The sequence below is a fragment of the Labrys miyagiensis genome, assembly GCF_030160835.1.
GTDB lineage: Bacteria > Pseudomonadota > Alphaproteobacteria > Rhizobiales > Labraceae > Labrys > Labrys miyagiensis.
Genome location: NZ_BSPC01000057.1, coordinates 45,525 through 60,213, shown reverse-complemented (window position 1 = coordinate 60,213; position 14,689 = coordinate 45,525). Strand labels below are relative to the sequence as shown.

The following is a 14,689-nucleotide window of genomic DNA, read 5'->3' as shown; positions in this document are numbered from 1 at the left end:
TTACAAAAAACATTATGAATCAGATAGTTAGATATATGCTGCCACAGACTAGCCACAGCGCCACAGTCCGCCCTACTTAGACTTAACTTTCAAATTCATATTGAATGCACTGCAATAGCATCGCAGCGACTCTTGGTTCGGTCCTCGGGGAGTGACATAAAGCCAAGACTGGCAGCTTGTACACCGAAAGCAATCCAGAAGTTCCTTGAATGCAGTCACAACGGGTTCGAAGTCCTTCTTTCCAAAATTGGCCCACTCATTGTAGTGGACCGCCTTGTTGACGGCCCATTGCTCGACGTTACTCGCTCCGCTAGAGCTGGAGAGCATCTTCTTGCGATCTGCAGCTGCTTCTTTAGCCGCGATATTGCCCCACGATTGAGCGGACTCCGCTGCTTTTCCATAAATATCCTTCATTCGAGACAGAACGCTGGGTAGAAGCTCTCCAAGCTCATAGTTCCCGTCAGCCCGGAATACGGGGCGTGCGCCGAGATGGTCGGCGAGATGGCGTGACGCATATTCAAGATGGTGGCGCAGTCCTGCTGCGGCCGTCTCCACTTTCCCTTTCGCGAGGGCTGCCTCGATTTCATCCCAGATTTCTACGTTGGATTCCACCAGAGGACCGGTGTCTACTGTCCAGCTGTGGAAAGCCAGCGACGTCTTTGCAGAGACAAGGCCAGCCGACCTCATCTGCTCAGCCCAAAGGCGATCATGCGTTGTGATGACGAACTGCGTGTTGGGAAAATGTGTCTTCAGGAGTTTACAGAACTGGTATCGGTGTCCGGAGTCTACGGACATAACAACATCGTCCAAGAGCGCGATGGTGAAGCGATCCCCAAAGAGCCGCTTCATCAGGGCGAGATACAGGCAGACGCCCATACCGTCCTGATGCCCCTCGCTATGGAATGCCCCCGGCGGAAATAGGCCGCGCTCGTAAAAGTTTACGTCGAGGTCAAGGCGCCCTTCACTCGGAGTGAGCTTCGCCGTGAATTTTACTTCATCATCCTCGTTGATCGTCCGGTAGAACGTGCTGAAGTCTTCCTGTACATCGTCATATAGCGAATTCAGCTCCTCCTCCATGGCACGGCAATAAGCGTCGTATGCCGTCTTCGCAGAAGTACTTGCGGCCTCTGCCGTCTTCTTCTTGCGCATGGCTTCGCGATAGTCACCCAGGCGGAGCTGTGCAGTGGCAAGAAATGTCTGGGCATCAAGAGTTGCGGTTTGATCTGGCATGGCGTCGACCTTGCCGGTTAGAGCGGCCAGGCCCTTAGAAAGCTCTTTCGGCACCTCCAGCCATCCATTGATCAGACGGTCCTTGAGACCAAGCAGGCCGTCCAGATTTATCAACGGTGCTCTTAAATCACCCAAATCTTTCGCCCAGTCGGCCAAGAGCTTTGCGAAGTCGCTGCCGCCTTGGCTTTCGGCAATTTTAAGAGTCTGCCCGAGTAGGCCGAGCAATCGTGCGGCATGCCGCCCAAGCTCCGCCCCTGCGCTCAACAATCCCTCTTGGAGCCTTGCCGCTTCTTCGGACTTTGCGAGCTTAGTTTTGAGATGTTCACGAAGTTGTTGCTCGTCATCCCACAGTTGATCGCAAAGCGGGCACTCGGGGCCATCGACCAGATCGAGCCCTTTCTCAATAAGCGAGCGCCTTTGAAAGGCATCGAGTAGGGCGGGTTCTGTTTCCAATCGCGAAATGCCCGAGAGGATAAGAGTGGCTTCCGTTTTGCCAAGATCGGGAAATGTCCCGCTAGCATCGGAAAGCGCCTTCAAGTCGCGTAGAGCTGATTGCTTGTTGAACTCTGGCGCTTTGCCAGACTCTGCCAAACCAGAATCAAGTTTGGTATCTGCGGTGAGCACTTCTATCGTCGGCAGGCCAAGCGCTTCGCGCCGCTGATTGACTGCCGCGAGAAGGTCAGTAGCCTGGAAAGTGGCGATTTGAAGGTGACGCTGCAGTACTTCTCGGCTTGAATCCACCTGCGAAGCGGCGGTACGAAGGGCTAACTGGAGTTTGTTCTGAGCCGTATTCAGCGCCCCCCTCGTATCGCCGATCTCCTCTACCTTGAGGATGGTCTGAATCTCTTCTGAACGTTTGGTTGGTTCGACTAAAATGAAGCGAAGGATTTCCCGACGTGAAAGGGTGATTTCCGGATGGTCGGCGATCTCATCCAGAACGGCCTTCACGTCAGGATCGGCAGGCACGATCTTTGGCTTTTTAGGTGAGGAGACCTTCCGCGTGATGGTGGCGGACTTTCCGAGGGCAGGAAAGAAGACTTTCAACTCAACGAATGCCGCATCAGGAAACTTGGTTTTGTCTACATGCGGGCCATGTTCTGCAACAGACAGACCTTTGGTGCCACGCCCGGTCAGGCGACCGATTTGGCCAGTTAGGCCGAACTCGATTGCGTCGATGACGCCGCTTTTGCCGGAGCCATTTGGACCTGAGATCGCAAATGTCTCCTTCTTGAAGTCAATATCCAACTTGCGGATGCCCCGCACTTCCTCAATGTGAGCTTTTTCAAGCTTGATCACTTAACGTCACCGCCTGCAGGTGCGGTAAAAATCTTTATGAAATCATCCGCTTTTGCCTGTCTGCTGTCCGCGAGCAGCTTCCGAAGTTGCTCAATCTTTTCAGCATCCAAGTCCTTGCCTTCTTTCAATTTGGCAAGGAACTTCTCTGCAACTTTCTGCTGCAATGTAGCCATGGGTCCTCCACTACGGCCCGAGATGGTATTCGAACGGCCCCACCATACTAACTTACTCGCATCAGTTGCGATACGAGCGTTACTTATGTTCTAAACGTATGTCACTACTCGTCGCTACCAAAAAGACTGCGAATAGGCCGATTTCAAGCAGAAAATATAATTCTGTGCCGCCGGGCTGTTGAAAATAACAACCTTACCTCCGCGCGGTAACCGAGTTTTACCAGCCTTTATTTCACCAATCCACCGCCGAGCTGTTAGCGTCTAGCTGGCCGTCCACACCGCTAAAGAAGTTGTCGACGCCTTCCATTACGTCTCGCACGTTCTGAAGGTCGATTAAAATGTCGGCAGGCTGATCGTCCCCCCAAGCGTGTTCCTGGCATAGTGAAAGGATATAGCGCCTCTGTCGCTCTCATGAACATCCTTCACTATCTGCTCAATGGCTTTAAGCGGGTCATCGGAATCGTCCGAACCAAATTCAAGAATTACCCACTTACATGATTTCCATAATGACGAGACGTCGTGATTTTGGATTGGTGATTGCCCAGTACGATCTGTTGTACACTGCTCCGGCGACCACGGCGCATTGGCCGGTAGAGGGTCAGAAGGCGAGTCCGCGGCCAAGAAAAAAGCAATATTCAAAAAGTCGGCATCGCTACCTGCGACGGTGGAGCGTCTCCATCCTACCTCGGCACGGCGTCGCCTTAATCACGGTTGAGTCACGGTTGCTGTGCAATTTGTTAGAATTCACAGCAATTTAAAATAAATAAGGGTGACTCTTACTGGCGTAATTTGTGTCAAAGGAGGGAGAAGAATGCCGTATAGCAACTGGCTTACGCTCTTCTGCACGCTGTTTGTCGCATGGTATGCCTTTAACAGGTATAACACGCCGAGGAGTAACCGTACCTCTACAACGAAAGGCCTGTTTTACCTGACAGGCGCGTGTTACGTGACCGCGACACTTGCGCTGTTTTTTTTGTTGTCAAAGATTATACCTCAGCCAGGTGTTCTGGCCGCATTGGGAGTCGAAGGGACTGCCGCAGAGAAGGCCAATCATACCGCTCCGCCTTTGGCCGCAGCATTAATTTTAACCTCACTACTTCCAAACGTACCTCAGGTTAAGAAGTTAGACGCGTGGATTTTAGAGTTATTTCAAACATGGGGGAGAATTCCTTCTGGAATTAAATATCTAGCAGATTTTGTAAGTTATATGGATATCAATATACAAAAATCGGACATCGAATCTATTAGGAATTGGATAGACGAAAATGCTGATATTCCGGATGAATTGAAAAAACGTGTTACGGATAAACAGCGCGACAAGGATGAGTTGTCTTTCACAAAACTGGTCAAATTTTATAAAGCTATTATCGACTTATCTCAAAGGCCTAAATATAGAAAAGGATTCGGTAGCGATACAGACGCAATGAAAAGTTTGACTACAATGTTTAAAATATATTCGATCGAATCATTAGCATTTTATGCGCTGACAGATCAATTGGAGGCCGATCAGGAGGTGGATGCTGTCAGTCACGAATTGAAAGAATTTAGAGATTGGTACAGAATTCTCTGTGGGAAAACACAAGAGAAGCTGTCGGAGTTTTTTGCTACAGAGCTTTTATGCGTTGAACAATCCAGTAGCGCAATAACTACTCAAATAGAAAAATTGGGTTTGGAGAGTAGCCCGGTGTTTTCCGTCAAAAAGCCTATAATATTTGATCCTGTCTTTCCGAGCTTGATTAATCCGGGTCTTCCAGTGGGTGGATTTTTACTTGCGTCCGTAATGCTTGTTGCGTTTATTTTACTCCTTATGTCCATAGTACCGCTTCCCGCAAACGTGGAAGCCCCACCACCCGTTTTGATCGCTTTAAAAATAGGCCTCGCGCAAATGTTGGCAATCGCGATTGCTATCTTTCCGAAGCTCCGATTTGCCCGATTTAGGCCATCGAAAGATAAGCAACCTTATTTGGCCTGGGTGGTTTGTGCGGCGCTTGCGGGTATTACCGGCCTTATAATCGATCGAGGTACGGTCTGCATACTTCAAGGCACTGTCGACGCGGCGTTGAACTTTGACAAATTTCATCTGCAACCGACCTCAATTATGGCATTTTCAACTGCCTTGATCGTGGCTGTAGCATGTGATGTGGACTTAACATTTGGACGGTTCCCTTATAGACGGATAGCGGATGCCCTTGCCGCAGCTGCCGTTTTGGCGCTGACAATTCGTATTTGTTTGGTCTACTTAAAGCTGCCAACGTCAACCAGCGATGCGGCGCCCGCATGGCTTCCCTATCTAATTGCGAGCTGTCTTGGACTTTCGATCGGTTTGATAGCGCCTTCCTACTACAGAAAGTTGGCCGGGATCGGCCGACAGGAACCGTCGCCAGTTTCCATCACAGCGGCGGGGAACGGCGCTTCTGCGATTGGTGGGAATCTAGGAGCGATTGGGCTGGAAAGACCTGGGGCGACAGACTCAGCCTAATTCAATCGCCAGCGTGGGATGACCGGTCTTTCAAGTAAACTCGGCAGCCAAGTTGCGATGGCGGGGCACGCAACGCTTGCCGCTGTCGTTTTTTGGGCGGCAATTCTGCAATTTCATTACAATCCCTGCATTCGCTGTATCTTTGTTCCCTCAGGCGTATCGCGCACCTGAAATCCGCGCGCGGCCAGAAGGTCGCGAAGTCTGTCAGCCTCGGAGAAATCTCTGTTACGGCGCGCCATATCGCGCTGCTCTACTAAAGTCTGCGTCTCGGCATCAGCTTCAGAGGCAGCGTAAGTGCCGATCTCCAGGACCTGGCACAATTCCCTGAGCTGCCGTGCTAAAACCGGCGACATGCTGCGGTTCACTTCGCTCACGAGCTCGAACAGCACGGCCACCGCGCCCGGCGAGTTGAAATCATTGTCCATTTCCGCCCGGAAACGCGCGGCATAGGCTTCGTCCCAGTCGAGCGGCAGGCCGTCGCCAGGATGATTCTGAAGGGTGGTTGCGAGCCGGGCTAGCCCGTTCGCGGCTCCGGCGAGTTCCGTCTCGCTGAAGCTGATCGGGCTGCGGTAATGGCTGCGAACGAAGAAGAAGCGCACGACCTCGCCTGAGTATTTCTCCACCGCGTCGCTCAAGGTGACGAAATTGCCGAGCGATTTGGCCATTTTCTCGCCGCCGACATCGAGCTGACCGACATGCATCCACCAGTTGGCGAACGCCTGGCCATTGGCAGCCTCGCTCTGGGCGATCTCATTCTCGTGGTGCGGAAAGCGCAGATCGGGGCCGCCGCCATGGATGTCTATCGTCTTGCCGAGCAGGGCCTTGGCCATGGCCGAGCATTCGAGATGCCAGCCAGGCCTCCCGCTGCCCCAGGGCGAATTCCACTTGGCGTCGTCCGGCTCTTGTTCCTTGGCCGCTTTCCACAGTACGAAATCCAGCGGGTCGCGCTTGCGGCCGTCGATGTTCACACGCTCACCCGAGCGCAGGTCATCGACCCGGCGTCCGGAGAGTTTGCCGTAGCCGCCGAACTTGCGGACCGCATAGAACAGGTCGCCCTCTGCATAGGCATAGCCGTCCTGGGCGAGGCTTCCCGCCAGTTCGATCATTTGCGGGACATATTCGGTCGCGCGCGGCTCATGATCGGGCGGGCGCAATTTAAGCGCTTCGTAGTCACGCCGCGTGCGCGCGATCATCCTCTCCGTGAAGGCCTGGATCGGCTCGCCGAGCTCAAGCGCGCGGGAGATGATCTTGTCATCGATGTCGGTGATGTTGCGGACATAGGTAACCTTGAAGCCCGAGGCTTCGAGCCAGCGCACGACGATGTCGAAGCCGACGTCCTTGCGCGCGTGACCAAGGTGCGGCGCGTCGTAGACGGTCTGGCCGCAAACATACATGGTCACCTGGCCGGGAGTGATCGGCGAAAATTCCCGGAGCTCGCGCGTGAGGGAGTCGTAGATTTTCATGCCGTCATGCTAGCCACGCGGATGGAGATGTCTATGGCTTGCGTCCACCGGCTACGGTGGACGCGAGGTCCCGGTGGCGGGTTATCGCGGCCGGAATTCCGGTCGCGCCAGCGCCCTGCGGATATTCTGCAGGTTGACGTGCGCGTTGCGAAGGTGGACCGACCCTTCAGACAAATTCGCCAGCTCGCCCGCGATTTGATGAAGCAGCAGTGACAGCTCGGCTTTCGTGCAGCAGGCCAGCTCGTATTGTGACAAGATTCTCATCGTCTCCTCCTTTGTTTCCGGCCAGGACCGCCATGGCCTTCTTGCGGAGGGGAGGAGCTCCGCAGGAGACGGCTGCATCGCTTGCGACCGCAACGGAGAGGAGGAGTGCCGCGCAGCAGCACTTGCAGCTTCAGGCGACGAAGGTGCTCAGATTGACGAAAGAAAAGGACGTGCGGGCTCCGGACGGCAAAGGAGCGGACGAGAATTGTCAGAGGCTGGCGTGCTGGATGATGCCGCTGTTACTGCCGTGAATATTCGGATTGATGCCGAAGAATGAACATGGATCGGTCCGGCCTTGCCGGGATATGATTGCACATGGACCAGCAGCGCATCCAAGACCTGAAGAGGTTCTATGTGGCCATCGCCCGCCTGCAGGCGATGAACGGCGGCGCGCGGACGCTCGCGGGCAGCACGGGCAGGCATTCATGGCCGCGCCGGGGCGTCTACTTCTTCATGGAAGACGGGGAAGCGCGCAGCGATACCGGAGACGGTCCGCGCATTGTCAGGGTAGGGACCCACGCCCTGAAAGCGGAGTCCGGCACCAGGCTCTGGACGCGGCTGTCACAGCACCGCGGCCAGTCGAAAAGCGGCGGCGGCAATCACCGCGGGTCGGTCTTCCGGCTTATCGTGGGTACTTCCCTCATCGCGAGAGACGGCCATGTCTGCCGGACCTGGGGCATGGGAAACACCGCGAACAGCGAGATACGCGCGGGAGAAATCGCGCTGGAGCAGGCCGTCAGCCGTGTCATCGGCGCGATGCCCTTCGTGTGGATCGCAATCGACGACGAGCCGGGCGCTGACAGCCAGCGCGGTTATATCGAGCGCAATGCGATTGCGCTCCTCAGTAACTTCGGCAAGGAGCCTCTCGACGCGCCGTCGCCCGGCTGGCTCGGCCATTTCTGTGAAGGCGGGCGGATCAGGAGCAGCGGAGAGCGGATCAGGAAGTCGGGCCTGTGGAACTCAAATCACGTTGACGAGGAATACGACCCGGAGTTTCTCGGACGCCTTGAGCAGCACATAACGGCGATGGAGCAGGCATCGTGATTGTCGTCATTCAGTGTGCCGGAACGAAAAGGCCTGATGCAGGGTATCTCAGGACAAGCGACGGGAAGAAGGTGTTGTTTGTCGCCGATCCCGGTGCAGCGCCAGTAGACAGTCGTTTCGCTTATGCCCGGCCCGACGATCTGGCGGAGAGCGGTGCATCGTGGCGGGATATGCTGCTTGAATATAACCGGAGCGGGAGCAATCCGCTCGATCTCCTGCCTGCCTACGAGCTGTATTCAGACGAGAGATATCGCCGTCTCAGGGAGCGGTTCGGGATAGAGAATACCTACATCCTGTCGGCGGGATGGGGCCTTATCAATGCCACGTTTTTGACGCCCGCCTATGACATCACCTTTAGCGTGGCAGCGGGCGCTTACGCGCGCAGGCGCAAGGCGGACCGGTATCGCGACCTCAATATGCTGCCGGAGAGAACAAGCGAGCCCGTGGTGTTTTTCGGCGGCAAGGATTATGTGCCGCTGTTCTGCAAGCTGACGGGCGGGGTCCGCTCCAGGCGGACCGTGTTCTATAATTCAATCTATGCGCCGGAGATTCCCGGTTGCGATGCCGTGAGATACCACACGACGACGCGGACGAACTGGCAATACGAATGTGTGGACGCTTTTCTGCGGGGTGAGGTTCACGCAGCGGTAGAGTAGGGTCAAAACCCCATCACTCTGAACAACGGAGCTTGGACGCTTTTGCGGTCATTCGATTGCGGGCCGCCGTATAAGCCGCCTGTGCCGACATAGACGTTCAAGCGCATGGGTTACTGTAACGTACTCGCCCCGCCAGGTGTGTTCCTTTAGAGTGGGCACCCATCTGCCACCGAGGAGGCGGAGCATTGAAGGCGCTGGCCCTATTGATGCTCACACTCGCCGCGACTTTCGAGATGATACCCAGCCCCTCAGCTCTCGCGCAGGACACCGCCATGTCAGCGAGCCAGGCTCGCGAGGAGAATGCCTATGCAGTCGGGTTTGGGGGCGTATTTGTGGGGCTATCCACTTCACGAGTATAGCCGCACAGAGCCGAAGGCTATTGAGGCTAACGGGGCGTAAATCAATGAATTTCGTCGGTTCACAGAACCTGAGACCAAACATCTAGTGGTGACTGGTGACGACCGCGAGCCAATCAGAACTCACTCTCATTCCGCCGAATCTGACAACTCGCTGGCGCAGAAGAACGGCTAGAGGATGACAATCATTCCACACCGCCTTTCACGCTGCCAAAGAATACCCTAACATCGCTTTAGGCGGCAAGCATGCTGATAGGTTCGTCCTTGCATCGTTCTGTGACCTAGTAAGTTCCCGAGTGCGATCCCCAGCGCGAACTGGGAGATAGAAGCCACCTTCTGACCTAAGGAACAGCTGTGCAAATTTCTCTTTCTGACGCGATCCAACAGCTTCGGGATGAACTGCGACAAGCCATCCTGGATGGGAAGGATCAGGATGTAGTATTCACGCCGAATGGGATCGACATCGAGCTCGTAGTCAATTTCGGCACAGAGGCGAAGGTTGGTGGTGGTTTGAAATTGCTCGCCTTCCTCGATGTTTCCGCTGAGGCAAAGGTGGACCGGCAGAGTCAGCATAAGATTAAGCTGTCTTTATCGGTCGCCGACAAAAATGGGCAGCCAATTAAAGTGCGTTCGGGCACGGTGCCCATGGGCTTGCCTAAATAGGGCTCCGTAATGTCTCTGACTGCGGATGAATTTCTGGCCGACGTGGCCGCCGTTTACACCGAGGATCAGAGCAACGGCTCGTTTGGCTCGGGCCGATTGATTGCGCCCGGCCTGATTTTGACTTCCGGGCATGTTGTCGACTATCCGACTCGCGAGGCGTCGAGTCACGTCGGATGGAATGTTTCCCTTCTCAGGAACCGGGCGCGGGATGGGGCCTGGGTGACTTCGGCATATAAAGCTCAGTTAGTCTGGCGAGGGCGCGGCGAGCTGGACTTGGCCTTACTTCGAGTGACTGGTGAAATACAAATAAAGCCCGTGTTGACACCGATATTCGCTTCATACGAATGGTTAGAGCCAATTACTGCGGTTGATGTGGCGGGGTTCCCGCAGGCTCGTTGGTGCACGACGAAGGGAACCGTAGGTGATTACAGCGTACGCGGCGTTCTCCGCATCGCAAACCAGCTCGGTCCATATTTCCTGAGCGTGCCCGAAGCCGACAAGCCAAATGATCCGCGTGGCTGGCTAGGCATGTCTGGCGCTGCCGCTTGCCGGGTTGGGTCGGACGACAAGCTTTACCTGTTCGGTGCTGTGCAGCAAGTGCCTGCCAATTTCTCGGGTGGTCAGCTTGAAGTCACGCGGCTCTCTAATTGTTTTGATGACGCTGATTTCCGCGACTGCCTTCGGATCGCGTCGGACACGGAACCACGTCTCGTACCGTATATTATCAGACAAAACCGGCTGGATCTTGGTATAGCGCGAATTTTTCAATCGCGAACCCGGGCCTTTGCAGACGAGTATTTAGCGTCGGAGATAGGTCTCGTTCCTTTCGGGGGGCGCGCCACTGAATTTAGTCGTCTCAATAATTGGCTGCTCGACCCAAACTCTCCACCACGGATGCTAGTCACAGCTCCGGCCGGGCGTGGGAAGAGCGCGCTGCTCGTTCAATGGATAAGAATACTCCAATGTGACAGTACTTTCGGCCGAAACGGTTGGCAGCTCGCCTTCATGCCCATCAGCATCCGCGTTGGCACGAACCGGCCAGAGGTATTCTATGAGGGCCTCGCGCGTAGGCTTGCGGAAATTACGGGCGAATCCTTGCCGAACGAGGCCATCCGTTACGCCGATGGATTTCGCTACGCAGTTCGCGACCTTCTCGACCGGATTGGAAATAGCGATATACGTGTAATCGTTATCATCGACGGCGTTGACGAGGCGTTGCAAGGTAGCTTCGACCCTGCCGTACTTCCGACTATTATGCCTACCAATTTGCGAGTCTTGCTGTCGGCGCGCTGGCAGGTGGGAGACAGTAATTCGAGCGGTTGGCTGAAGCGCCTCGGCTGGGATCGCGGTGTAAAAGTAGAATCCTTCGAACTCGATCGACTCAGTGCCAACGGCATCGCGGATGTTCTTGCGAAACTTGGCGCGCCAATTGACCTGGTTGCACGCGAACGAGACTTTGTTGATCGGCTTGTCGTTCTCACTGAAGGCGAGCCACTGCTCGTCCGCTACTTCGCAGAGGATCTGTGGCAGCTCACCAGTAAAGGCGCGCGCATCTCGCGTGCTGATCTCGATCTACTGAAGCCGGGTTTTGGTAGTTTCTTTGAGCGATGGTTTGAACGACAGGAGGAATTATGGCGACAGGAAGATGCTGGAATTGACCGTAATGAAGTCGACAGAGTTCTTGTAGTCTTGGCGTTCGCGGCCGGTCCGTTAGAAGAAGCGGACCTGTTAGCGCTTATGAGACATATCCACGGTGCGAGCGGGTTTATAGCCGCTGATAGGCTTCTTGAGCCATTGCGTCGTTTCGTGTTCGGAAACGGAAAAAAAGGCTCTGGTTATGTTCTCAGTCATCCCAAAATCGGCCGCTACCTTCAAGAGGAGCGCTTCGCTGGCCGGGCCGAGGATATGCATCGCAGATTCGCGGCGTGGGGCCTAGGCCATTTGGGAGATCTCAATGTTGATCGGGTGCCGGTGGAGCGAGCCTCTTCCTACGCGCTTCAGTTCCTGCCTCAACACTTAGAGGAAGCCGGTTCGTCGGCGGAGGACTTCATGCTGCTGGTCAGCGACGGCTGGCGGCGCGCTTGGGAGCAGCTTGAGGGCGGGCCGCGGGGGTTTGCGAGCGGCGTGCGGGCGGCGTTGTCCGCGCAACGGCGGAAGGATGCTATTCAGACACTGGGCTCCCAATGGCGTTGCGCGATCGCACTCTCCTCAATCAGAACCCTTGGAAATATGCCGGGAGAACTCGCATTGGCGGCTGTTCAACATGGTGTCATGACAGTCCGCCAGGCCGCTTATTTGGCGGAGATCAAACGTCCATCCCAAGAAAGCGTATCTCTGTTGGCGAGGCTTGCTGTCATTTCTCGCGAAAGCGATTTGCTCAGTTCGGAACTGGCTTCACTGGCGCTCTCGACGACCCAGACGGCGCGCGACCAAGAGCAAGCGTCTCTGTTAAGTACTGCCATCGACGTTTTCTTTGATTTCGATCGAGGACTTGCTGTGGATCGAAGGCATGATTTGTTAGACGATGCTCTCGCTCGCGCCAACAATATTGATAACCCCTTCTGGAGTTCACTCGCGCTGGCCAAGCTAGCGCGTCATCTACCTTCGGAACAGAGACACCCTGCGGTTGGCGAGAGGCTTCGTTTCGTTAAGAAAATTGATCTCGATGATGGCTCGTGGCGCCACATGGTCGAGCTGGCGCCCTATTTGGCGCCGGGTCAGATCTCGGAAGCCCTCACTTCGGTGAAGACCATAGGTTCATGGCATTTTCGCTCCCATGTGCTAAGCGCTCTCGCGCCTTTTCTTTCGCCCAAACAGCTCGTTGAAGCGCTAGACTCGTTTTCCGCTCTAGTTGACAAACACAATCGCAAAGGCGCTGCCGACAAACTGGCGAACGATCTTGGTCTTGACGAGGATGTCGAGACATGGATTTTCAGCGATCAATCACACTCAAGTACCTTGGCCGCACTAGCGCCCCATCTCGCGCCGGAGTTACTCCATAAAGCAATTGCCACCGCCAAAGCGATAGATGATCCGGCATCAAAGACGAGGGCACTCGGAGCTCTTGCACCCTACCTTAATCTGGAACAGCGGCATGATGTACTTTGCGACGCGCTCGCTTCCGCCACTGCTATTAGTCAGGAGAGCGCTCGCGCATATGCTATAGCCGCTCTAGCGCCCCATCTTGCGCCGGAGCAAGTCCATGAGGCAATTGTCACCGTCAAAGCGATAGGTCATCCGGCATCAAAGACGACGGCACTCGCAGCTCTTGCACGCTACCTTAATTTGGAACAGCGGAATGATGTACTTTGCGACGCACTCGTTTCCGCCAACGCTATACGTGAGGAGGAGTTTCGCTCATTTAGTCTCGCGACCCTAGCGCCTCTTCTTGCCCCCGAAAAAGTCTTTAAGGCATTTACTTCCACCCTGGCAATTCGCGCTGCATATCCGCGTTCAGAAGCATTAGCTGCGCTTGCACCGTTTCTCGCCCCAGAGCATCTCAGCGAGGCACTCGCTTCCGCGAGGGAGATCAAAAACGAGGGCCCTCGCTCGCGCGCTCTGGCATCACTCGCCCCCTACCTTACGCGCGAGCAGTTGATCGACACCCTTGCTTTGGTTAGAACCATAAGCGATGGGAACGACCGCTTGAGCGCACTTTCCGCTCTGGCACGGTTTCTCGAGCCTGCGACCAGACACGATTTCCTAAGTTGGCGCCACATCTCGGTTATAGACATCGGCGAGCCGGACGCGCGGTCGAGCGTCTTGGCGAGACTAGCGCCCTATTTAATCCCGAAAGACCTCGGCGAAATGCTCGCCTCTGTAAGGGCCATCGAGGACGAGTGCAATCGGTCATTCGCCTTGGCAATGCTGGCACCCCAAATCGCTGTTGAACAGAGAGGTGATGTGCTTAGCGAGTCGCTCGGTTTGGCCCATGACATCCGGGACGGGACCTATCGGGCAAAGGTTTTGGGCGTGTTGGCGCCTCAACTTACACTAATGCAACTCGGCGAAGCACTTGCGTTGGCTAAGGCCATCCCAAACACACACAGCCGCTCGAACGCGCTGGCTGCACTGGCGCCCCATCTCTCGTCCGAGCATCTTGCCGAGGCACTCGCTTCCGCCGAGGCCATTCCAGCAACGACCTCACGCGCGAATGCTCTGGCGGGCCTGGCGCCCTTCTTGGCGCCTAAGCAGCTCGACCGAGCGCTCGCGTCTGCAAGAATCATTGGCGATGAACGCGATAGATCAATCGCACTGGCCGCTCTTGCACCGCATTTTGCCCCGGGGCAGAGGCATGATTTGCTCAGCGAGGCGCTTACCACGGTTGAAGGCATCGCTAAAAAGCGTCCACGCTCAAGTATACTAGCCCAGTTAGCTCCCCATCTGTCTCCAGAGCAGCTCGGCTGTGCGCTTGCTCATGTGAAGGCCATCGGCGACGAGATCGATCGTTCACACGCGCTGGCGGCGTTGGCGCCCTATCTTGCGACAGAACAGAGAAATGAGGCGGTCAGTGAGGCGCTCATTGCAGTCAAAGCTGCTCGCAGCGAGTCTTCTCGCTCAAATATTATCACCGCGCTAGCCCCTCTTCTTTCTCCGGTTCACTTTGATGAGACGCTTGCTTCCGCTAGAGGTATTGTCAATGCTTGGGCTCGTTCAAGCGCACTGGCTGCGCTCGCCCTCCAACTCGCGCCGTCAGCGAAACACGAGATTTTTGTAGAGGCGCTCGTTTCTGCCAAAGCCATCGACGATGTAGACTTCCGGGCAAGCGCTTTGATGAGGCTAGTTGACTGTGTTCCCTCCACCGTGCGGTTCGCGACCTTGGTAGCGTTAATAGATACAGTCAGTATTATCTCCAGAGCGGGCGCCCTATCGGCGGTGGCGGCGGCGGCACATTCGACATTCGAGTTGGGCGGTCAAGCGGCAATAATCGAACTATGGCGCGCAATAAATGACGTGGGCCACTGGTATCCGTGAGAGTAAACGAAATGAATTAATTCAAACAGCTACCTTGCCTACCCCTATACAATAGCTGTAACTTGTGACTGAATTTTTATTCACTAGCGGC

At 55.3% G+C, this 14,689-nt stretch carries 9 protein-coding genes; 5 read left to right on the top strand and 4 right to left on the bottom strand.

Translation table 11 applies throughout. The features are described from left to right. Positions 1–72: 72 nt before the first annotated feature. Both QQL24_RS25105 and QQL24_RS25100 read right to left on the bottom strand, forming a co-directional pair. Entirely contained in the window at positions 73–2,526 is a 2,454-nt protein-coding gene (locus QQL24_RS25105) for an AAA family ATPase (RefSeq protein WP_284315033.1), read from the bottom strand. Further along, positions 2,523–2,699, bottom strand: coding sequence for a hypothetical protein (locus QQL24_RS25100; protein WP_284315032.1), 177 nt, complete (start codon positions 2,697–2,699; stop codon positions 2,523–2,525). Before QQL24_RS25100 ends, QQL24_RS25105 begins: the two co-directional genes overlap by 4 nt. An 811-nt stretch (positions 2,700–3,510) precedes the next feature. Between QQL24_RS25100 and QQL24_RS25095 the strand changes: the two genes are divergently transcribed. Continuing rightward, positions 3,511–5,178 (top strand): hypothetical protein, encoded by a 1,668-nt coding sequence (locus tag QQL24_RS25095; protein WP_284315031.1) that lies wholly within the window; start codon positions 3,511–3,513, stop codon positions 5,176–5,178. Positions 5,179–5,294: 116 nt separating this feature from the next. On the opposite strand, the gene cysS is transcribed toward QQL24_RS25095, so the two are convergent. Further along, entirely contained in the window at positions 5,295–6,641 is a 1,347-nt protein-coding gene (gene cysS / locus QQL24_RS25090; protein ID WP_284315030.1) for a cysteine--tRNA ligase, read from the bottom strand. Between the two features lie 81 nt (positions 6,642–6,722). Beyond that, positions 6,723–6,905 (bottom strand): hypothetical protein, encoded by a 183-nt coding sequence (locus QQL24_RS25085; RefSeq protein ID WP_284315029.1) that lies wholly within the window; start codon positions 6,903–6,905, stop codon positions 6,723–6,725. Between the two features lie 315 nt (positions 6,906–7,220). Here QQL24_RS25085 and QQL24_RS25080 point away from each other — a divergent pair, with 315 nt between their 5' ends. The 4 genes from QQL24_RS25080 (at position 7,221) to QQL24_RS25065 (ending at position 14,598) form a co-directional block, all read left to right on the top strand. Further along, positions 7,221–7,949: a GIY-YIG domain-containing protein gene (locus QQL24_RS25080; protein ID WP_284315028.1), complete on the top strand. Its 729-nt coding sequence runs from the start codon at positions 7,221–7,223 to the stop codon at positions 7,947–7,949. After that, positions 7,946–8,605 (top strand): hypothetical protein, encoded by a 660-nt coding sequence (locus QQL24_RS25075; protein WP_284315027.1) that lies wholly within the window; start codon positions 7,946–7,948, stop codon positions 8,603–8,605. The genes QQL24_RS25080 and QQL24_RS25075 overlap by 4 nt, the downstream gene beginning before the upstream one ends. A gap of 710 nt (positions 8,606–9,315) precedes the next feature. Beyond that, positions 9,316–9,624: a trypco2 family protein gene (locus tag QQL24_RS25070; protein ID WP_284315026.1), complete on the top strand. Its 309-nt coding sequence runs from the start codon at positions 9,316–9,318 to the stop codon at positions 9,622–9,624. Positions 9,625–9,633: 9 nt separating this feature from the next. Further along, positions 9,634–14,598, top strand: coding sequence for a hypothetical protein (locus QQL24_RS25065; protein WP_284315025.1), 4,965 nt, complete (start codon positions 9,634–9,636; stop codon positions 14,596–14,598). Positions 14,599–14,689 lie beyond the last annotated feature (91 nt).

Coding starts and splice junctions, on each gene's coding strand:
- QQL24_RS25100 (WP_284315032.1), bottom strand. CDS start 2,699: ATGGCTACATTGCAGCAGAAAGTTGCAGAGAAGTTCCTTGCCAAATTG.
- QQL24_RS25095 (WP_284315031.1), top strand. CDS start 3,511: ATGCCGTATAGCAACTGGCTTACGCTCTTCTGCACGCTGTTTGTCGCA.
- cysS (WP_284315030.1), bottom strand. CDS start 6,641: ATGAAAATCTACGACTCCCTCACGCGCGAGCTCCGGGAATTTTCGCCG.
- QQL24_RS25085 (WP_284315029.1), bottom strand. CDS start 6,905: ATGAGAATCTTGTCACAATACGAGCTGGCCTGCTGCACGAAAGCCGAG.
- QQL24_RS25080 (WP_284315028.1), top strand. CDS start 7,221: ATGGACCAGCAGCGCATCCAAGACCTGAAGAGGTTCTATGTGGCCATC.
- QQL24_RS25065 (WP_284315025.1), top strand. CDS start 9,634: ATGTCTCTGACTGCGGATGAATTTCTGGCCGACGTGGCCGCCGTTTAC.